Source organism: Leisingera sp. ANG-Vp, from assembly GCF_000813725.1.
Classification (GTDB): domain Bacteria; phylum Pseudomonadota; class Alphaproteobacteria; order Rhodobacterales; family Rhodobacteraceae; genus Leisingera.
On sequence record NZ_JWLD01000044.1, the window covers coordinates 210,372 to 228,941 of the forward strand.

The following is an 18,570-nucleotide window of genomic DNA, read 5'->3' on the forward strand; positions in this document are numbered from 1 at the left end:
GTTTTCAGCCTTCGCCGTTCTGGTCCTGCGGCATCAGGAAATGACCGGTGGCCTGGGCAAAGAGTTTGTCCTTGTGATCCTGCCAGGCCTCCACATGAACCGAGGCATAGCGCCGCCCTGAGCGGTTCACCCGCGCCCGCGCATAAGCGTCGCGCGGCAGGCCCGAGCGCAGGTAATCCACGGTGAAGTCGATGGTCTTGGGCTGGCGCGGCAGGTTGCCCTTGGCCATTTCCGCTGGATCAAGCTCGCCGGATTCGATGCGCGGCCACAGATGCGACCAGTTGAGGGTGATCATCGCGGTGATTTCCAGGAAGGCGGCAGTCACCCCGCCGTGGATTGCAGGCAGGAAAGGATTGCCGATCAGCTTGTCGTCGAAGTTCAGCTGCGCCGTCAGCTCATCGCCGCGGCGGTCGAAGGTCACATTCAGGAAGCGGATATATGGCACCGAGTCGACCAGTGCCGACAGGGCGGCATCGCGGCGCTGCTTGACCACCTGAATGGGTTCGGGACGGGGGCGGCTCAAAACTTGCTCTCCACGGTAAAGGCGCCGGCTGCTGTGGCGACGGGGCGGTCTTCGTCCTCGTCCATGGCCACGGCGCGGACAAAGGCAACGGTGCGGGTGATCTGGTGGCAGGTGGCGCGGGTGGTGATCGTCTGCCCCGGCGTTGCGGGGCGCATGTAGTCGATGCGCAGGTCGATGGTGGCAGTGCCGCCGGGCGCCGAAGGGTGCGCCATCACCGCGGCGCCGCAGCAGGTGTCCATCAGCGCCGAGACCGCGCCGCCGTGGATCACCCCGGTGGCCGGGTCGCCCACCAGCTTCTCGTCATAACCCATGCGGATCTCGGCCGTGCCGTCGCCCAGCGCGGTCAGCTTCATGCCCAATTGCTTGGCATGAGGGATGGCTTCGATGAACTGGCGCGCGAACTCTGTCTTGTCGGCCATATGGCTGTCCCTTCGGATTGTCTGCCTCATCTTTGGCCTTGGCATGGCCCAAGCGCAAGTGTGCCGCCGCGGGAGGTTGCCATGTTCGCTGCAAGTGCATAGGTTCCCGGCAAGGGAGAAGATGGATGGCCGACAACAGATTGTCATTCAAGGAAATGTGCGCCGAGTTCGAGGTCACGCCGCGGACGCTGCGCTACTATGAATACATCGAATTGCTGCAGCCGGACCGCGAAGGCCGGTCCCGGTTTTACGGCGCGCGCGAGCGTGCCCGGATGAAGCTGATCCTGCGCGGGCGCAAGTTCGGCTTTCAGCTGGAAGAGATCCGCCAGTGGCTGCTGATCTATGAGGAAGAGGGCAACGACGCCCAGAACCATGCCTTTATGGAAATGGCCGACCGGCAGCTGGTTGAGCTGGAAAAACAGCGCGAGCAGATTAACGAGGCCATCGAAGAGCTCAGCGCGCTGCGCGAAAGCACCCGGGCGCTGCTGAAGTAGCCAGGCTCCGGATTTCGGCATTTGCAGCCCTGCCCTTGTGGCGGGGTTTTTTGTTGCGGAACAGGGGTGCCGGATTCGCCGGCAGACGGGCCGGGCACCCTGCGGGAACCGCCGGAATTGCAGCCTCAGATCCCGTTACGTTGCGTCACTTTTTGTGCGTTTTGCGAACCCCTCACGGTTTTGAAAGTGACGTGACGTATGAATTACGTAAACGTAAAGTCAGTCTTGCAAGCTGAGCCCGCTGCGCACAGCTTGTCTCTGCACCAAGCCGTAAGAGTAACGACGATGACCGAAGAAACCATGACCATCCGGGAAATGTGCGAGGCCTTTGACGTGACCCCGCGCACCCTCCGGTTCTACGAAGCCAAGGAACTGCTGTTCCCGATCCGCGAAGGCCAGAAGCGGCTGTTCACCAAGCGCGACCGCGCCCGGCTGAAGCTGATCCTGCGCGGCAAGCGGTTCGGCTTCAGCCTGGAGGAGATCCGCCAGCTGCTGGACCTCTATCATGTGGACGAGCAGCGGCTGACCCAGCTGACCAAGACCTATGAGATCGCCCAGGAGCGTCTCGCCGATATGGAACGCCAGCGCGAAGAGCTGACGGAAGCCATTGAAGACCTGAAGGAGCAGCTGGCCTGGGGCGAGAAGATGATCGCCTCGATGAAGGCCGGAGAGAAAGCCGCCGAATAGGCCGCCCTGCCCCTGCAGGAGACCTGAAACAAGAAACCCGACGAGGACCGAGATGCCAGCCTACGCAGCCCCTGCCAAAGACGCCCAGTTCATCCTGCACGACGTGCTGAAGGTCTCCGAAAGCAGCACCCCCGGCTACAGCGAGCTGGAGCGGGACTTCACCGGTGCAGTGCTGGAGGAAGCCGGCAAGGTTGCCAGCGAAGTGCTGCACCCGCTGAATGTGGTGGGCGACACCGAAGGCTGCCGGCTGGAGAACGGTGTGGTCTACACGCCCGCGGGGTTCAAGGATGCCTTCGGGCAAATGAAGGAAGGCGGCTGGCCGGGTATCGACATGCCGGAGGCCTTCGGCGGCCAGAACATGCCCTATGTGGTCGGCACGGCCGTGGGGGAGTTCTTCTCTGCCGCCAACCAGGCCTTTACCATGTACCAGGGGCTGACCCATGGCGCGGCCTCGGCGATCCTGGCGCATGGCACGGAGGAGCAGAAGGCCACCTATCTGCCCAATATGGTCAGCTGCCAGTGGACCGGCACCATGAACCTGACCGAGCCGCATTGCGGCACCGACCTGGGGCTGATGCGCACCAAGGCGGAACCGCAGGCGGGCGGCAGCTACAAGGTCTCGGGCCAGAAGATCTTCATCTCCGCCGGCGAGCACGACATGGCGGAAAACATCGTGCATCTGGTCCTGGCCAAAATCCCCGGCGGACCGGAAGGCATCAAGGGTGTCTCCCTCTTCATTGTGCCGAAGTTCCTGGTGAACGCGGATGGGTCTCTGGGGGAACGCAACGGCGTTGCCGTCGGCAAGATCGAAGAAAAGATGGGCATCCACGGCAACTCGACCTGTGTGATGAACTATGACGACGCCACCGGCTATCTCCTGGGTGAAGAGCACAAGGGCATGCGTGCCATGTTCACCATGATGAACGAGGCGCGGCTGGGCGTAGGCATGCAAGGGCTGGCACAGGCCGAGGCCGCCTATCAGAACGCAGCCGAATACGCCAAGGACCGGCTGCAGGGCCGCGACGTGACCGGCGCCAAGAACCCGGACGGCCCGGCCGATCCGCTGATCGTGCATCCGGACATCCGCCGTTCGCTGATGGATCAGAAAAGCTTTACCGAAGGCGGGCGCGCGTTCCTCCTGTGGGGCGCCACCCTGATTGACCAGGCCCACCGCGCAGGCGACAAGGACGCCGACGGTCTGATCTCGCTGATGACACCGGTGATAAAGGGCTTCCTGACCGATCAGGGCTACGACATGACCGTGCAGGCACAGCAGGTCTATGGCGGCCACGGCTACATCGAGGAATGGGGCATGTCGCAATACACCCGCGACGCCCGCATCGCGATGATCTACGAGGGCGCCAACGGCGTGCAGGCGCTGGATCTGGTCGGGCGCAAGCTGGGCCAGCATGGCGGCAAATACGTGCTGGCGTTCTTTGATCAGGTCAAAACCTTCTGCCAGGAAAACAAAGACATCTCAGAGGCTTTCACCAAGGACTTCGTTGATCCCCTGAAGGCGGCCTCCAAGGACCTGCAGGCGGCGGGCATGTTCTTCATGCAGAACGGCATGAAGGATCCCAACCACGCGCTGGCGGGCTCTTACGACTTCATGCATCTGTTCGGGCAGGTCTGCCTGGGCCTGATGTGGGCAAAGATGGGCAAGGCGGCGCAGGAAGCGCTTGACGCCGGGGCCGATGACGCGGCGTTCTATGAGACGAAACTCGCAACCGGCCGGTACTATATGGCACGGCGGCTGCCCGCGACCAAACTGCATCTCGCCCGTATCGAAAGCGGCGCAGATGCGGTGATGGCGCTGGACGCAGACGCCTTCTGACGCCATCGGGCGCCCTCCCCCGGGCGCCCGGTCCCAGCCCCGGCCGGTGCCTTTGACATTTTGAGGACCAGATATGCCGAAACGTTTCCGCCTGACCCGCCGCCTGCCGATCGCCATGACCGAGGACGGCTACCGCAGGCTCAAGCGCTTTGCCCATGAGGCCGGGCTGGATGAGGGAGAGGCGCTGTCATTCCTGTTCGAGAACTTCGACAGCGTGACAGACCATGAGAATCTGGGCCACCGGCTGCGGCTGTTCAACGCCGAGCTGGAGGCCCGCAAGAGATAAGCCCCGACGGGCACCAAGGGAGAGCCATGACCAGTACACGTTCCGCATGGATGACGGATGAGCACCAGATGCTCGCCGGGATGACAGCCCAGTTCATCAGCAATGAATGGGCGCCAAGGTTCGAGGCCTGGCGCAAGCAGGGCATGATGGACCGGGAGACCTGGACCCAGGCAGGCGGACTGGGCCTGCTCTGCCCTTCGATCCCGTCTGAATACGGCGGTGCCGGCGGCGATTTCGGCCACGAAGCAGTGATCCTGATGGAAGGCAGCCGCGCCAATCTGGCCAGCTGGGGCAACGGCATCCATTCCGGCATCGTGGCGCATTACATCCTGGCCTACGGCACCGAAGAGCAGAAACAGCGCTGGCTGCCGAAGATGGTGACCGGAGAGCTGGTCGGCGCCTTGGCGATGACCGAGCCCTCCACCGGCTCGGATGTGCAGGCGATCAAAACCAAGGCGGTGCGCGACGGCAATGCCTACCGGCTGTCTGGGCAGAAGACCTTCATCACCAATGGCCAGCACGCAAACCTGATCCTGGTGGCGGCCAAGACCGACCCGGCTGCAGGCGCCAAAGGCGTGTCGCTGGTGGCGGTGGAGACTGACGGCGCCGAGGGGTTCAGCCGCGGCCGCAACCTCGACAAGATCGGCTGCCATGCGGCGGATACGTCCGAGCTGTTCTTCAGCGATGTGGAGATTGCGCCGGAGAACATCCTGGGCGGCACCGAGGGCCAGGGCTTTTACCAGATGATGCAGCAACTGCCGCAGGAGCGGCTGATCATCGCCTGCGGCGCCGTTGGCGCGATGGAAGGCGCGGTGGACCGCACCATCGCCTATTGCAAAGAGCGCGAGGCCTTTGGCGGCCCGCTGCTGCAGTTCCAGAACACCCGCTTCAAACTGGCCGAATGCCTGACCAAAACCCGCGTTGCCCGCGCCTTTCTGGACGAATGCATCAGCGAGCACCTGCAAGGCGACCTGACCGTCGAGAAAGCGGCAATGGCGAAATACTGGCTCACTGACACCCAGGGCGAAGTGCTGGACGAATGCCTGCAGCTGCATGGCGGCTACGGATACATGCAGGAATATGCCGTGGGTGAAATGTGGGCCGACGCGCGGGTGCAGCGGATCTACGGCGGCACAAATGAGATCATGAAGGAACTGATTGCGCGGTCGCTTTAGGCGCAAGGGCGCGGCGGATCCGCGGGAAGCTAATGATGGATTTTGAGTATTTGGACAAAGAAGAAGTTCAAGGTCCACCCTGCCTCCGAACCCGGCGGCGCCAGGCCGGAAGACAGGGCTTCTCCTTTGGCGGTCATCGGCTCTCCAGCCTGTACCGCAGAACAAGTGCAACGAATTATGGTTAAAGAAGAATGAACTCGCCCCTTCTTCTTTGCCGAAAATACTCCACGGGGGTGCGGGGGTGTGAAACCCCCGCTCCAGCAGCAGATACAGGGAACACCAGATGACCATTAAACTTCATTGCTTTGGCGAAAGCGGCAACTCCTACAAGGCAGCGCTAGCGCTTGAGCTCTCGGGCCTTGCGTGGGAACCGGTCTTTGTCGATTTCTTCAGCGGCGCGGCCCGCACTCCTGAGTTCCGGGAGTTTTCCGCCATGGCCGAGGCACCCGTGCTGGTGGACGGCGATCTGACTCTCAGCCAGTCCGGCGCGATCCAGCAGTATATCACCGACAAGACCGGTAAATTCGGCGGCCGCCCGGAAGACAAATACGAGGTGCTGCGCTGGGTGCTGTGGGACAATCACAAAATGTCCAGCCAGGCTGGCATGACCCGGTTCCTGATGAATTTCCTGCCCGAAAAACACCGTTCGCCTGATGTCGCGGCCTTCATGCAGGGCCGCCTGAAGGCTGCCTATGCCACGCTGGAGCACCACCTGCAGGGCCGCGAGTGGATCGTGGGCGACGGGCTGACCAACGCAGACATCAGCTGCTGCAGCTATCTGTACTACCCCGAGCCTTTCGGCTTTGACCGTGCCGAGTGGCCCAATATCGACGCCTGGCTCACCCGCATCAGCGAGATGCCCGGCTGGAAACATCCCTACGACCTGATGCCCGGCAATCCGTCTGACCGCGCTTGATAGTTACAGGGAACACTCATGCTTGATGCACATCCCCCGGAATATGATTTCCTAGAGAAATGGTTCGAAAGGGACCTGGGAAGCATTGGTGGCGAGCCTGACAGCTATATCATGCGTGCACTCCAAGGCTGCAATACGTTTTTTGAACTGCACCCGGACACAACGGTTACCGGCTGGGGCGGGCGGCTGTACCAATGCTGGCTGTTTATGCAGTATTACACCGGAGCCCAGGGCCGACACACCGCGGATGCAACTCTTTTCATCAACGGCTGGCGCGGCGTTGATCATGTGCTGACCATCGCCCGCCTGCTTCGCATGCCTGAACTGGTTCAGCATCTTGAAGCCTTGAAGGACAAGCTTGCCGCTTATCCAGAGAGCACGCTGGATCTCTATGACAGAGACAGCAGGATCGGCATCCGGAACCGCGCAGAACCTCTGGATAAGGGCATTCGGGAAGAACTGCTGAAACTGCTGAACTTCTCCAACGACGCAGCTGTTGAAAATACCAGCTGCCAAGGGGCCGAAGGCATTCCGGTTTTTACGGAGAGCCGCCACCAGATAGACGACGAGATTGCGGCGTATCTTCACGCGATGTGGCATAGGCACCCGGCGGTGGTGGCAGAGCTAGGGGATCCGGATGACGCTCCGCGTCCCGAGCATCCGATTGAGCCGCTGGACGAGCACAGCTATGCAGTTCGCGCCGGGTTTGGCTGGTTTGATCCTCAAGCGCTTGCCTTGGATATCTGTGCTGAGGCCGGATTGTGGGTGGCCCGGGATGTGGATGTCAGCATCAGCCACCTTGTTCTTTACGACAGCCGCCTCTTTGTCCGGAAGCTCCAAACCCATTGCGGCAAGGACTTGTGCGTGGTGATGTTCCGCGATGCGGTCATGGTCGTGGACTTCAAGACCTGGACAGAAATCGGCAGCACCAAAAGCTCTCATTACGAGACGCGTGGGCGCAAGACCGCCAAATACCAGGAGGTACGGAAACTGCTCAAAAAGCTGTTAACCGGGCGTTCAAAATGGCCATCTTCCTTTGGTCAGGGGATGAATGTCTACCGGCATGCGCGCAGTGATACCCTTTCTGAACTCATCGCTGTGCTGAAACGCAAAGAGCAACCGCATTTGCTGCGCTACAAACAAAAACCTCAGTTCTGGGTGCACCCGGTAACATTGGCGATAACCCATGCCCGGAAGGGGCAGCCAATTCCGGCGCAATTGACCTATAGAAAGGACTCGAAATGAACGAAGCCTATATCTACGACGCATTGCGCACACCGCGCGGCAAAGGGCGCAAAGACGGCGCCTTGCATGAGGTGACCTCGGTGCGCTTGTCGGCGCTGACGCTGAACGCCATCAAAGCGCGCAACAATCTGGACGGCCACGCCGTCGAGGACGTGATCTGGGGCAATGTTACCCAAGTGATGGAACAGGGCGGCTGCCTGGCGCGTTCGGCGGTGCTCGCCTCCGACCTGGATGAGTGTATCCCGGGCCTGGCGATCAACCGGTTCTGCGCCTCCGGCATGGAAGCGGTGAACCTGGCCGCCAACCAGGTGAAAGGCGGCGCAGGCGATGGCTATATCGCAGGCGGCGTGGAGATGATGGGCCGGGTCGCCATGGGCTCTGACGGTGCTGCGATTGCGGTAGACCCAAGCCTGGCAATGGACACATATTTTGTGCCGCAGGGGATCTCGGCGGACATTATCGCAACCGAGTACGGCTTTACCCGCGACCAGGCGGACGCACTAGCGGTGGAAAGCCAGCGCCGGGCCAAGGCGGCCTGGGACGACAATCGCTTTGCCAAATCGGTGATCACGGTAGAGGATCAGAACGGCCTGGCCATTCTGGATCATGACGAATACATGCGCCCGGGCACTGACATGCAGGCATTGGGCGCGCTCAATGCTTCGTTCCAGCAGATGGGCGAGGTGATGCCGGGCTTCGACAAGGTGGCGATGCTGAAATACCCGCATCTGGAGCGGATCAATCACATTCACCACGCTGGCAACTCTTCCGGCATCGTGGATGGCGCCGCGGCTGTGCTGATCGGCAACAAGGAATTTGGCGAGCGTTACGGGCTGAAACCGCGGGCGCGGATCAAGGCCACCGCCAAGATTGGCACTGACCCCACCATCATGCTGACCGGCCCGGTGCCGGTGACCGAGAAGATCCTGGCCGACAACGGCATGGCCATCAGCGACATCAATCTGTTTGAGGTGAACGAAGCCTTTGCAAGCGTGGTGCTGCGGTTCCAGCAGGCCTTTGACGTTGATCCGGAGCTGGTGAACGTCAACGGCGGCTCGATCGCCATGGGCCACCCGCTGGGCGCCACCGGCGCGATCATCATTGGCACTCTGCTGGATGAGCTGGAGCGGCAGGACAAGGAAGTGGGCCTCGCCACGCTTTGCATCGCCTCCGGCATGGGCGCAGCCACAGTGATTGAGAGGGTGTGATGCCAAAGCTTGATCTTTCACAGCTGCCGTGGCGGACCGGCTCGGGCTACCCTGGCAAACTGGCTGAGCCTTGCGCGGGCCGCAGCGTGCAGCCCTTGGGCGACCCTGGCGGGCTGACGCAATACGGGGTCAACATGGTGCGGCTGGAGCCCGGCGCGGCCTCTTCCCTGCGCCACTACCACATGGAGCAGGATGAGTTTGTCATGGTGACCGAAGGCATCTGCACGCTGATCGATGATCAGGGCGCGCATGAGATGATGCCGGGGGACTGCGCCGCCTTCCCGGCGGGAGAGGAGAACGGCCATCACCTGGTGAACCGCTCGGACAAGCCCGCGGCGTTTCTGGTGGTGGGCACCCGCACCCCGACCGAAACCGGATACTACAGCGATTTGGACATGATGGTGAAATTCGCAGGCGGCGATTTCACCTTCACCCGCAAAGACGGCAGCCCGCTGACGGCAGAGCAGACCGGAGAAGACACATGAGCGATTTCAAATACGACGTAGACGCCGACGGCGTCGCAATCATCACCTGGGACGCGATCGGCAAGAGCATGAACGTGCTCACCCGCGAAGCCTTTGGCCTGGTTGAGGAATATGTCGACCGGGCACTGGCAGACGAGGCCGTCAAGGGCATCGTGATCACCAGCGGCAAGAAGGACTTTGCCGGCGGCATGGACCTGAATGTGCTGGCAACCATCCGCGAGGAATCCGGCGACAACCCGGCCCAGGGCCTGTTCGATTTCACCATGGGCGGGCACCGCATCCTGCGCAAGCTGGAGCTGGCGGGGATGGACCCTAAGACCAAGAAGGGCGGCAAGCCGGTGGCCTGTGCAATCAACGGCACCTGTGCCGGCATCGGCACCGAGATTGCGCTGGCCTGCCACCACCGGGTGATGACCAGCAACCCCAAGGCCAAGATCGGCCTGCCGGAGATCATGATCGGCATCTTCCCCGGCGGCGGCGGCACCACGCGCTACTCCCGCATGGTCGGCGCGATGGCTGCGGCCCCCGTCCTGCTGGAAGGCAAGATGATGGACCCGAAGAAGGCCAAGGGCGCACAGCTGATCGACGCGGTTGAAAATGATGCGCTGGCTGCGGCCAAGGAATGGGTGCTGAACGCCAAACCCGCCGATCTGGTCAAACCCTGGGACGCCAAGGGCTACAAAATGCCGGGCGGCGCGCCCTACCATCCGGCGGGCTTCATGACCTTTGTCGGCGCCTCCGCCATGGTGAACGGCAAGACCCAAGGCGCCTTCCCGGCGGCCAAGGCGCTGCTCAGCTCGATATATGAAGGCGCGCTGGTGGATTTCGACACTGCGCTGAAGATCGAGGCACGGCATTTCACCTCGATTCTGATGAACCCGTCGTCGTCGGCGATGATCCGCAGCCTGTTCCTGAACAAACAGGCGCTTGAGAAAGGCGCGGTGCGGCCCAAGGATGTGCCGGATCAGTCGGTGAAGAAAATCGGCGTGCTGGGCGCAGGCATGATGGGGGCAGGCATCGCGCTGGTCTCGGCCCAGGCCGGCATGGAGGTGGTGCTGATCGACCGCGACCAGGACGCCGCCGACAAGGGCAAGGCCTATTCCGCCGCCTATATGGACAAAGGCATCAAGCGCGGCAAGGCAACGGCTGAGAAGAAAGAGGCGCTGCTGGCGCAGATCACCGCAACCCCGGATCTGGACGCGCTGAAAGGCTGCGACCTGATCATCGAGGCGGTGTTTGAGGACCCCGGTGTGAAGGCCGAGATGACCCAAAAGGTCGAGGCGATCATCCCGGAGGACTGCATCTTTGCCTCCAACACCTCCACCCTGCCGATTTCTGAGCTGGCCAAGGCCTCCAGCCGTCCGGAGCAGTTCATCGGCATCCACTTCTTCTCACCCGTCGAGAAGATGCTGCTGGTAGAGATCATCAAAGGCAAAGGGACCGGCGACCGGGCTGTGGCCAAGGCGCTGGATTACGTGCGCCAGATCCGCAAGACGCCGATTGTGGTGAATGACGCGCGCTTCTTCTACGCCAACCGCTGCATCATCCCCTACATCAACGAAGGCATGCGGATGATCACCGAGGGTGTCTCGCCTGTCCTGATCGACAACGCCGCACGCCAGCTGGGCTTCCCGGTGGGGCCGGTGCAGCTCACGGATGAGACCTCGATTGACCTCGGCGCCAAGATCGCCCGCGCCACCAAGGCGGCGATGGGCGACGCCTATCCGGAAAGCCCGGCGGATGATCTGATCTTCTGGATGGAGGAACAGGGCCGCCTGGGGCGCAAGGCAAATGCCGGCTTCTTCGACTATGACGACAAGGGCAAACGGGTTGAGTACTGGAAAGGTGTGCAGGAGAAATTCCCGCAGGCCGCCGAGCAACCAGACCTGATCGCGGTGCAGGAACGGCTGATGTTTGCGCAGGTGCTGGAAGCCGTCCGGGCCCTGGAGGAAGGCGTGCTGATGGATATCCGCGAGGGTGACGTGGGCGCGATCCTGGCCTGGGGTTTTGCGCCCTGGTCCGGCGGCCCCTTGAGCTGGCTCGATATCCTGGGCACGCCCTACGCGGCAGAGCGCTGCGATGCGCTGGCAGCAGAACACGGCGACCGCTTCGCCTGTCCGGCGCTGTTGCGGGAGATGGCGGAGAAAGGCCAAAGCTTCTACCGCCGCTTTTCCCCGGACCAATCAGCGGCGGCCTGATCTGCGGGAAATAGGAAAACGGCCAGCGCAATGCTGGCCGTTTTTGCTTATACTAAAACCTGTTACTGGAAGTACTTCACGTTACATCCTGGCGGCAGGACGCTCAGCGCCCATCGCGGCGCCGTCCCCGGGCCAGTATTCCTCTTCGGCCATCATCGACAGCACAAGCCCGCGTGCCTCTTCCGGCGGCAGCACCCGGTAGGGGCTTTCTTCGCTGAAAACGCGGCCGCACATCAGGTTGCGCGGCGCAGCAGAAAAGCCCAGCATGCCGGCCTCAAGATAGATCACCTGGTCCTGGGCAAAGCGCGGCGTCACCAGATCCAGCTGCGCGCCCGGATGCATCCGGCGGATGCCGCGGTAGCCTTCCAGCGCGCAGGCCGGCACCACGGCAAAGGGATCGCCCTGGGCGTCCTCCACCAGCTCGCTTTCCAGAAGCACGCCCTGATCCGGCATCAGCCACAGCGGCACCCGGTTCATCAGCGCGTCGCGCGGCACCAAGAGCGGGCAGCGGGCCGGGTCCAGTTCGCCTTCGCCCGGCAGGATCGTCTCGCGCTGCAGTTCCACAATCGGCTGCATGCCATGATCGAACGTCAGCACCTTGTCGCCAACAGCCAGGGCTTCCACTTCGCGCCAGCCCAGGTTGGAGGCAACATGGGTGCCTGCCAGGAACCCGCCCTGCCCTGCGGAAACCAGGGGGAAACCGCTGTTCATTGCGCGTCCTTGCGGCATAAGCGAGCGTTTCAGGAGCCAATCCAGCATCCGGTGTCCTTTCCTGCGGCTGAGGCGGCGAAACCTCAGGCAATTATGGTTAATGCTTCAAAACTGCGGCCGTATCGGCGCGGAATTGCGGCAAGAACCGGTCATTGTTCACGCTACAGCGCCAATCCATGCTCGGTCCGCCGGATTGCCCGGCAAGCGCACTGCAAAAGCACCGTTTCATGTCACCGGGATAGAACCGAATCGTTAAAAGAGTATTCAAATTGAGCGATATCCACGGCGCAGGCCTCAGCAATCGCTCCAGCAGCAGCATCATCATAATATGGCCGCCAGTCCCGCTTCCGCTCGGTTTCATTGACCCGCGGCAAATCCAGCCTGAAACCCAGATGCGCAAACAGAGGCTCGGCGTCCTCCTGAAAATGCTCCAGCCGGATATAGAGGCGGCATTGCTCCGTTCCGTCTGCGTGGCGCATATAGGAGGCCGCAGGACTGCCCCGGAAGGCCTCGATAATCTGCGGGTGCTGCACAAAGGTCCTGAACTCCAGGTCCTGCGCCAATCCTATGGCCGGATGGCTGAAGGTCTGCCCGCGCAGCCAGTGGTAATAGCTCACCGCACGGTCCCAGGGATTGCGCACCAGGGTAAAGGCAAACAGCCCGCGCATGGCGCCGTCCGGCACCAGCCCCTCGATATCGGCCAGCGTGGAGTGCTTCCAGAGCCGCCCGCGGGTCTGCGCGTCCCGCAAGCGGCGGCGGCGCTTCAAGGCCTTGGGGGTGTCGCCCAGCATCATGTCATCCGCCATGGCACGCGTCTCCAGCGCCAGCGCCAGCGCCGTGCCGCCGGTCTTGGGGATATGAATGAAGACGTATTTGCGGCCTAAGGACAGGATCATGCCCCGACCCTAGGCAATTGATACCGTGAAGGAAACACTTTGCAGGCGGCTGACGGCGCTGCCTCCTGCAGGGATGCCTCAGGCAAAAAGAAGACCAGCCGCTTCCCGCTTCTTTCTGGTCAAAAATACCCCGGGGTGAATTGGCCCGCCAGGGCCAAGAGGGGCGGCGCCCCTCCCCGTCACTTCGAACGCAAAGCGATCGTGGACCCCGCGGCGATAATCAGCGCAATCCCCAGCACCTGCCAAAAATCCAGCGCCTGGCCGAAAACAATCCAGGCAAATCCCGGACCGACGATCATCACCGAATATTCGAACACCGACACAAAAGACGCCTCGCCCAGCTGATAGGCCTTGGTGATCAGGAAGACGCCGGCCACCGCCGCAAAGCCTTGCAGCAGAACCAGATGCCAGATCTCCCAAAGCGGCCAAACCCAGCCGCGGGTGATAAACCCTTCTGATCCTTCCGGCACCGGCTGCGGCCAGAACTCCAGCCCGGCCAGCGCCAGACCGCCAAGGAAGGCTTGCACCAGCAGATAGACAAACAGCATCGCAACCGTGCTTTCCCCCTGGCACATGCGGCCGGTGGCGATGGACCCCAGCGCGTAAAACAGCCCGCCTGCCACCGGCAGCAGGATCAGCCAGTCGAAATCCGCAGGATCCGGCTGCAGCACCAGAAGCACACCGGCAAACCCCGCCACAACCGCTGCAATGCGGACAAAACCGATCCGCATGCGCAGAAACAGCACCGAGATCAGCACGATGATGATCGGCGAGGTGAACAGCCCGGCCAGCGCCTGGGCAATCGGCATCAAGGCGACGGCCGAGAAGTAAAACACCATGGACACCGCCAGCAGCAGCGCCCTCAGGGTGACCGGCCAGACCCGCCCTGGCGCCATGCCGCCCAGGCCTGACCGCGCCATCAGCCACAGAAGCGGCAGCGCCACCACGGTGCGCAGAATATAGAACTGGCCCAGCCCGATTTTCTCGGCCATGGCAGGCACCGCATTGTCGGTCATGCCGATGATCAGCATCGCCGCAACCATGGACTGAGCTGCGGCAGCGTTGGTGCCATTTGCGGCGGAAAGAACAGCTGTTTGTTTCATAGCCTTTCCATTGCCCGCAACTTTCCGCAATATCTGTTCTCTAAACGACACCTATAGTGATTCAGGGGAGGAAACTGATGGGGTGGATGGCGGATGAAACCGGTCTGGAGAAGACCGCCGCGAATTATGTGCCGCTGACGCCGCTCAGCCATCTCCAGCGGGCGGCGCAGGTGTTCCCGGACCACCTTGCTGTGGTTTACGGCAAGCACCGCAAGAGCTACGGCGAATACCATGCGCGCTGCACCCGGCTGGCCTCGGGGCTGGCCAAGCTGGGGGTGAAACCCGGCGACGTGGTCGCGACGCTGCTGCCCAATATTCCAGCCCAGGCCGAGGCGCATTTCGGCGTGCCTGCCTGCGGTGCGGTCCTGAACACCATCAACACCCGGCTGGACGTGGGCACAGTGGCCTACATCTTCGGCCATGGCGAGGCCAAGGCGGTGCTGGTGGACCCGCAGTTCCTTGAGCTGGCTGAGGCCGCGGTGAAGGAAATGGACGGCCCTGCTCCGATCCTGATCGAAGTGGCCGATGAGCAGGCTGGATGGCCCGCTTCGGGCAGCAACATGGACTATGAGGCGCTGCTGGCCAGCGGCGATCCGGAGTTTTCCTGGATCATGCCCGAGGATGAGTGGGAAAGCCTGGCGCTGAACTATACCTCCGGCACCACGGGGCGGCCCAAAGGCGTGGTTTACCACCACCGCGGCGCCTATCTGATGACGACCGGGACCGTGATCTCCTGGCGGATGACCCTGCACCCGGTCTATCTGACCATCGTGCCGCTGTTCCATTGCAACGGCTGGAACCACACCTGGATGATGCCGGTCATCGGCGGCACTTTGGTCTGCTGCCGCGATATTACGGCTGCACATATCTATGATGCCATCCATGATGAAGGCGTCACCCATTTCGGCGGTGCGCCGATTGTGCTGAACATGATCGTCAACGCACAGGACGAAGAGCGCAAACCGTTTGATCACACCGTCGAAGTCTTCACCGCGGGCGCTCCGCCTGCCCCGGCGACGCTGTCGAAGATCGAGGACCTGGGCTTCAATGTCACCCATGTCTACGGCCTGACGGAAACCTTCGGCCATGTCACCGAATGCTACTGGAAAGCCGGCGAATGGGACGGGCTGGACAAGGCAGGCGTTGCTGCCAGGAAATCCCGCCAGGGGGTGGCCATGCCGATGCTGGAGCCGGTTGTTGTGCGCGACAGCGACCACAACACCCTGCCGATGGACGGCGAGAGCCAGGGGGAGATCGGCCTGCGCGGCAATGTGGTGATGAAGGGCTACCTGAAGAACCCGGAGGCCACCGCCGAGGCATTCAAGGGCGGCTATTTCAACTCCGGCGACCTGGCAGTGCAGCATGCGGACGGCTACATCCAGATTGCAGACCGGGCCAAGGACATCATCATCTCCGGCGGCGAAAATATCTCTTCGGTCGAGGTCGAGGGCGTGCTGATGGCGCATCCGGATGTGCTGCTGGCTGCCGTGGCTGCCATGCCCGATGAGAAATGGGGCGAGGTTCCTTGCGCCTTTGTCGAGCTGAAGCCCGGCGCCAAGGAAGACGCTGCGGCTCTGATCGCCTTCTCCCGGGAAACGCTGGCGGGCTTCAAGGCGCCCAAGAAAGTGGTGTTCCAGGAACTGCCGAAAACCTCGACCGGCAAGATCCAGAAGTTCGAACTGAGGAAAATCGCCAAGAGTCTGTAACTTTTCGCGGCGAAACAGCATCCGGGGCGGCAAAGCAAATTGCCGCCCCTGTTTTATGTGATTATTCTGAGCCCAACGATAAGGATGGGGACCGGGCTGGCTGCATGACGGCATTGAAGGAATTCGAGCGGCTGGAGGCTGCAGGCCTGTGGCGCGCAGACGGCCAAGCACAGCGGCGGGATGTGATCATTTCGCTGGGTGATGCGACGCTGACGATTTCCAGCATGAACGACCGGCCGCTGGCGCATTGGTCGCTGGCCGCAGTTGAGCGCGCCAACCCGGGTGAATTCCCTGCCCTGTTTCATCCCGATGGCGATCCTGGCGAAACGCTTGAGATTGCACAGGATGAGACCGCCATGCTGGAAGCGATTGCCCGGGTCCAAAGGGCCATCGGGCGCTCACGGGCGCGGCCGGGGCGGCTGCGGGCCGTCAGTATCCTGGGCACTTTGGCGGTGGTTTTTGCCGTGTCGGTCTTCTGGCTGCCCGGCGCAGTGACCCGCCATGCGGTCAGCGTGGTGCCCGACATCAAGCGCAAGGCTATCGGACAGGCGCTGCTGGGTCGGATCGAGCGGGTCTCGGGCCCCGCCTGCGCCACTCCCGAAGCGGCACCGATCCTCGCCAAGCTGGCGCAGCGCACGGGTGTGCGGCAGCTGGCGGTGCTGCGCTCGGGCATCCCGGGCAGCCTGCACCTGCCCGGCGGCATCGTGCTGCTGAACCGCTCTTTTGTTGAGGATTTCGAGGATCCTGCGGTGGCGGCTGGCGCTATCCTGGCCGAACGCGCCCGCGCCGAGGCCCGCGATCCGATGGCAGAGCTGCTGGAAGCTGGCGGTTTCCTTGCCACTTTCAAGCTGCTGACCACCGGGGAGCTGAACCGCCCGGCCCTGGATGCCTATTCCGAGGCCACCCTGGCCAGCCCGCGCCCCAGTCTGCCGGATGAGGTTCTGCTGGCGGAATTTGCCCGCGCTGCCCTGCCCTCCTCCCCCTATGCCTACGCGCTGGACATCACCGGGGAAACGGTGCTGGGACTGATCGAAGCGGACCCGATGGCCGGGCGCGAGCTGGAGCCGGTTCTGAACGACCGCGATTGGGTGCAATTGCAGAATATCTGCGGCTGAGCCCGGCTTGCGGGCCGGTTTCAAATGAAAAAGGCCGGGAGCAGTCCCGGCCTTTGCTGTTTTCTGGTTTTCGGAGCTACCTGCTCAGCTTGGCACCGCTGAAGCCAGAGCTTCGGGCTTTGGCCAGCGCGGCAGCGGCCTGGTTCCGGTTCAGGAACGGACCCGCAAGAACCACCTTGTAGGGCTGCCCCTTCCGGCTGACGGTGCCCAAGCGCACCGGCAGGCCTGTGCTTGCCAGTTTGCGGGCCGCGGCCTTGGCCTGGGCCGCATCCGCAAAAGTAGCAGCGCGCACATAGCGGGCCGGTCCCGCCTGCTTAGGCGCCGGAGCATCCGGCGCCGAACGGGTGGAAAGCCGCAATGCTGCCGGGGCCTCTGCCTCGGACGGGCTGTAGCGGGCTTCGCGCGGCAGAGTCACGGTGGGCCGGTCCAGCGGCAGCTGCACCAGGCGGCGCGGCACTTCGTTGGTCCAGATCTGCGCCATCTGGGCGTCGCCCTCAGGCGTGCGCACGCCGCGCATCGGGTTCAGGCGGTCGTCTGTCCGCTCGACGGCCTGGTAGCCGGACGGCGCTTGCGCGAAGCTGGTCACCACCGCCGGGCGCGTAGTGCGCTCAGCCCGGTTCGGGTTGAGGCGGCCGTCGGTCCAGACCGGGCGGTAGCCCTCAGGCACCGTGAAACTGTTGCTGAGGCGGCGGCCCTGATAGATGTGCGTTTGCACAACACGGGTGTTCGGTGTCAGCCGCAGCGAAGACTGCGGGCCGCTGCTTTGGCCGCCGTAGGTGACCGGCGAGGAGGATTGCGGACCGCAGCGCACACCGGTTGAGTTGGTGTATTGGCGGCTGATCTCTGACAGGCCTTCGCAGCCGTTCGCAGCGGCGGCAGCGGCAGGCGCCGCCGGGGCTGGAGCCGGGGCCGGATTCGGAGCTACCCGCACGATCTTTTTGGCTGCGGGTTTGGGCGCCGGGGCGGCGGGTACAGGAGCAGGCGTTGCGCTGGTGGTTTGCCGGGTGCGGCGCGGCTTGGCCGTGGTGACCACCTTGGGAGCAGCGCCTGCAGCCGGAGCCGGTTTGGCCGGGGCCTGTGCAGCGGGCGCCGGTTTGGATGCGGCCGTCTGCGCGGGCTGCTGGCTGGGTTCCAATGTGATCAGTTCAGGCGGCGGTGCCGATTGCTGCTGCCGGGTCGTCCCCGCCAGTTTCGTCGGCTCAAAGCCGCAGACCTGCTTGCGCGAGCGGGTTACCCGCGGCACCCAGGTGACATTGCCGTCGATGCCTGCCCGGACATACACACAGCCGCGGCTGTCGACGAACTGCCGTCCCTTGAAAGAAGCCGGAGGATATTCGGCAGGAGGACTTGTCGGGCGCAGGGTTTGTGCCTGTATACCTGCTGCGCCTGTCGTCCCCGCGATGATGGCCAGTGCAATAATTCTAGTTATTTTCATTCCTGCGCCCCACGAAATATGGGGGAAGGATGCCCGAATCTTGCCTGTGAGTAAAGATTCCGCGGCAACAATAAGGCAGCAACCGGGCAATTTTTGCGCCAATTGGAATTAATTTGCACTCATACGCGGATCAA

At 62.7% G+C, this 18,570-nt stretch carries 18 protein-coding genes; 12 read left to right on the forward strand and 6 right to left on the reverse strand.

Annotation, left to right across the window (positions count from 1 at the left end):
* Positions 1-4 precede the first annotated feature (4 nt).
* Entirely contained in the window at positions 5-523 is a 519-nt protein-coding gene (locus tag RA20_RS15185; protein WP_039130418.1) for a PaaI family thioesterase, read from the reverse strand.
* Positions 520-942, reverse strand: a complete 423-nt coding sequence (locus RA20_RS15190; protein ID WP_039130421.1) for a PaaI family thioesterase — start codon at positions 940-942, stop codon at positions 520-522. The genes RA20_RS15185 and RA20_RS15190 overlap by 4 nt, the downstream gene beginning before the upstream one ends.
* Positions 943-1,067: 125 nt before the next feature.
* Between RA20_RS15190 and RA20_RS15195 the strand changes: the two genes are divergently transcribed.
* From RA20_RS15195 to RA20_RS15240, 10 genes are all read left to right on the forward strand, one after another.
* Positions 1,068-1,436 (forward strand): MerR family transcriptional regulator, encoded by a 369-nt coding sequence (locus RA20_RS15195; protein WP_039130423.1) that lies wholly within the window; start codon positions 1,068-1,070, stop codon positions 1,434-1,436.
* A gap of 285 nt (positions 1,437-1,721) precedes the next feature.
* Positions 1,722-2,123 (forward strand): MerR family transcriptional regulator, encoded by a 402-nt coding sequence (locus RA20_RS15200; protein ID WP_039130426.1) that lies wholly within the window; start codon positions 1,722-1,724, stop codon positions 2,121-2,123.
* A 52-nt stretch (positions 2,124-2,175) separates the two neighbouring features.
* Positions 2,176-3,957 (forward strand): acyl-CoA dehydrogenase C-terminal domain-containing protein, encoded by a 1,782-nt coding sequence (locus RA20_RS15205; RefSeq protein WP_039130428.1) that lies wholly within the window; start codon positions 2,176-2,178, stop codon positions 3,955-3,957.
* Positions 3,958-4,030: 73 nt separating this feature from the next.
* A complete protein-coding gene (locus RA20_RS15210) occupies positions 4,031-4,243 on the forward strand; it encodes a hypothetical protein (RefSeq protein WP_039130431.1) in 213 nt (70 codons plus the stop codon).
* 26 nt (positions 4,244-4,269) lie between these two features.
* Positions 4,270-5,418: an acyl-CoA dehydrogenase family protein gene (locus RA20_RS15215; protein ID WP_039130434.1), complete on the forward strand. Its 1,149-nt coding sequence runs from the start codon at positions 4,270-4,272 to the stop codon at positions 5,416-5,418.
* A 283-nt stretch (positions 5,419-5,701) separates the two neighbouring features.
* On the forward strand, positions 5,702-6,334 hold the full coding sequence (locus tag RA20_RS15220; RefSeq protein ID WP_039130436.1) for a glutathione S-transferase family protein: 633 nt from the start codon (positions 5,702-5,704) through the stop codon (positions 6,332-6,334).
* Positions 6,335-6,352: 18 nt separating this feature from the next.
* A complete protein-coding gene (locus tag RA20_RS15225; protein ID WP_039130438.1) occupies positions 6,353-7,579 on the forward strand; it encodes a hypothetical protein in 1,227 nt (408 codons plus the stop codon).
* Positions 7,576-8,787 (forward strand): acetyl-CoA C-acetyltransferase, encoded by a 1,212-nt coding sequence (locus RA20_RS15230; RefSeq protein ID WP_039130440.1) that lies wholly within the window; start codon positions 7,576-7,578, stop codon positions 8,785-8,787. The genes RA20_RS15225 and RA20_RS15230 overlap by 4 nt, the downstream gene beginning before the upstream one ends.
* Positions 8,787-9,272, forward strand: a complete 486-nt coding sequence (locus tag RA20_RS15235; protein ID WP_039130443.1) for a cupin domain-containing protein — start codon at positions 8,787-8,789, stop codon at positions 9,270-9,272. Before RA20_RS15230 ends, RA20_RS15235 begins: the two co-directional genes overlap by 1 nt.
* Positions 9,269-11,470, forward strand: a complete 2,202-nt coding sequence (locus RA20_RS15240; protein WP_039130445.1) for a 3-hydroxyacyl-CoA dehydrogenase NAD-binding domain-containing protein — start codon at positions 9,269-9,271, stop codon at positions 11,468-11,470. Before RA20_RS15235 ends, RA20_RS15240 begins: the two co-directional genes overlap by 4 nt.
* 81 nt (positions 11,471-11,551) lie before the next feature.
* Here RA20_RS15240 and RA20_RS15245 read toward each other — a convergent pair whose 3' ends face one another.
* The 3 genes from RA20_RS15245 to RA20_RS15255 form a co-directional block, all read right to left on the reverse strand.
* Positions 11,552-12,229 (reverse strand): Hint domain-containing protein, encoded by a 678-nt coding sequence (locus RA20_RS15245; protein ID WP_039130449.1) that lies wholly within the window; start codon positions 12,227-12,229, stop codon positions 11,552-11,554.
* A gap of 182 nt (positions 12,230-12,411) precedes the next feature.
* The gene (locus RA20_RS15250; RefSeq protein ID WP_039130451.1) at positions 12,412-13,077 is read right to left on the reverse strand and encodes a sulfotransferase family 2 domain-containing protein; all 666 of its coding nucleotides are present in this window, start codon (positions 13,075-13,077) and stop codon (positions 12,412-12,414) included.
* Between the two features lie 179 nt (positions 13,078-13,256).
* Complete coding sequence (locus tag RA20_RS15255; RefSeq protein WP_039130453.1) at positions 13,257-14,180, reverse strand: DMT family transporter; 924 nt, start codon at positions 14,178-14,180, stop codon at positions 13,257-13,259.
* 77 nt (positions 14,181-14,257) lie between these two features.
* On the opposite strand from RA20_RS15255, the gene RA20_RS15260 reads away from it, so the two are divergent.
* Entirely contained in the window at positions 14,258-15,886 is a 1,629-nt protein-coding gene (locus RA20_RS15260) for an AMP-binding protein (protein ID WP_039130456.1), read from the forward strand.
* 104 nt (positions 15,887-15,990) lie between these two features.
* Positions 15,991-17,001: a hypothetical protein gene (locus RA20_RS15265; protein WP_039130459.1), complete on the forward strand. Its 1,011-nt coding sequence runs from the start codon at positions 15,991-15,993 to the stop codon at positions 16,999-17,001.
* Between the two features lie 76 nt (positions 17,002-17,077).
* Here RA20_RS15265 and RA20_RS15270 read toward each other — a convergent pair whose 3' ends face one another.
* Positions 17,078-18,436: an SPOR domain-containing protein gene (locus tag RA20_RS15270; protein WP_039130461.1), complete on the reverse strand. Its 1,359-nt coding sequence runs from the start codon at positions 18,434-18,436 to the stop codon at positions 17,078-17,080.
* Positions 18,437-18,570: the final 134 nt, after the last annotated feature.

What these genes read in the sequence shown, in the direction of transcription:
- RA20_RS15260 (WP_039130456.1), top strand. Translation starts at nt 14,258, where the DNA reads ATGGGGTGGATGGCGGATGAAACCGGTCTGGAGAAGACCGCCGCGAAT.
- RA20_RS15195 (WP_039130423.1), top strand. Translation starts at nt 1,068, where the DNA reads ATGGCCGACAACAGATTGTCATTCAAGGAAATGTGCGCCGAGTTCGAG.
- RA20_RS15250 (WP_039130451.1), bottom strand. Translation starts at nt 13,077, where the DNA reads ATGATCCTGTCCTTAGGCCGCAAATACGTCTTCATTCATATCCCCAAG.
- RA20_RS15240 (WP_039130445.1), top strand. Translation starts at nt 9,269, where the DNA reads ATGAGCGATTTCAAATACGACGTAGACGCCGACGGCGTCGCAATCATC.
- RA20_RS15230 (WP_039130440.1), top strand. Translation starts at nt 7,576, where the DNA reads ATGAACGAAGCCTATATCTACGACGCATTGCGCACACCGCGCGGCAAA.
- RA20_RS15215 (WP_039130434.1), top strand. Translation starts at nt 4,270, where the DNA reads ATGACCAGTACACGTTCCGCATGGATGACGGATGAGCACCAGATGCTC.
- RA20_RS15225 (WP_039130438.1), top strand. Translation starts at nt 6,353, where the DNA reads ATGCTTGATGCACATCCCCCGGAATATGATTTCCTAGAGAAATGGTTC.
- RA20_RS15265 (WP_039130459.1), top strand. Translation starts at nt 15,991, where the DNA reads ATGACGGCATTGAAGGAATTCGAGCGGCTGGAGGCTGCAGGCCTGTGG.
- RA20_RS15210 (WP_039130431.1), top strand. Translation starts at nt 4,031, where the DNA reads ATGCCGAAACGTTTCCGCCTGACCCGCCGCCTGCCGATCGCCATGACC.
- RA20_RS15270 (WP_039130461.1), bottom strand. Translation starts at nt 18,436, where the DNA reads ATGAAAATAACTAGAATTATTGCACTGGCCATCATCGCGGGGACGACA.
- RA20_RS15235 (WP_039130443.1), top strand. Translation starts at nt 8,787, where the DNA reads ATGCCAAAGCTTGATCTTTCACAGCTGCCGTGGCGGACCGGCTCGGGC.
- RA20_RS15205 (WP_039130428.1), top strand. Translation starts at nt 2,176, where the DNA reads ATGCCAGCCTACGCAGCCCCTGCCAAAGACGCCCAGTTCATCCTGCAC.
- RA20_RS15245 (WP_039130449.1), bottom strand. Translation starts at nt 12,229, where the DNA reads ATGCTGGATTGGCTCCTGAAACGCTCGCTTATGCCGCAAGGACGCGCA.
- RA20_RS15255 (WP_039130453.1), bottom strand. Translation starts at nt 14,180, where the DNA reads ATGAAACAAACAGCTGTTCTTTCCGCCGCAAATGGCACCAACGCTGCC.
- RA20_RS15220 (WP_039130436.1), top strand. Translation starts at nt 5,702, where the DNA reads ATGACCATTAAACTTCATTGCTTTGGCGAAAGCGGCAACTCCTACAAG.
- RA20_RS15200 (WP_039130426.1), top strand. Translation starts at nt 1,722, where the DNA reads ATGACCGAAGAAACCATGACCATCCGGGAAATGTGCGAGGCCTTTGAC.
- RA20_RS15190 (WP_039130421.1), bottom strand. Translation starts at nt 942, where the DNA reads ATGGCCGACAAGACAGAGTTCGCGCGCCAGTTCATCGAAGCCATCCCT.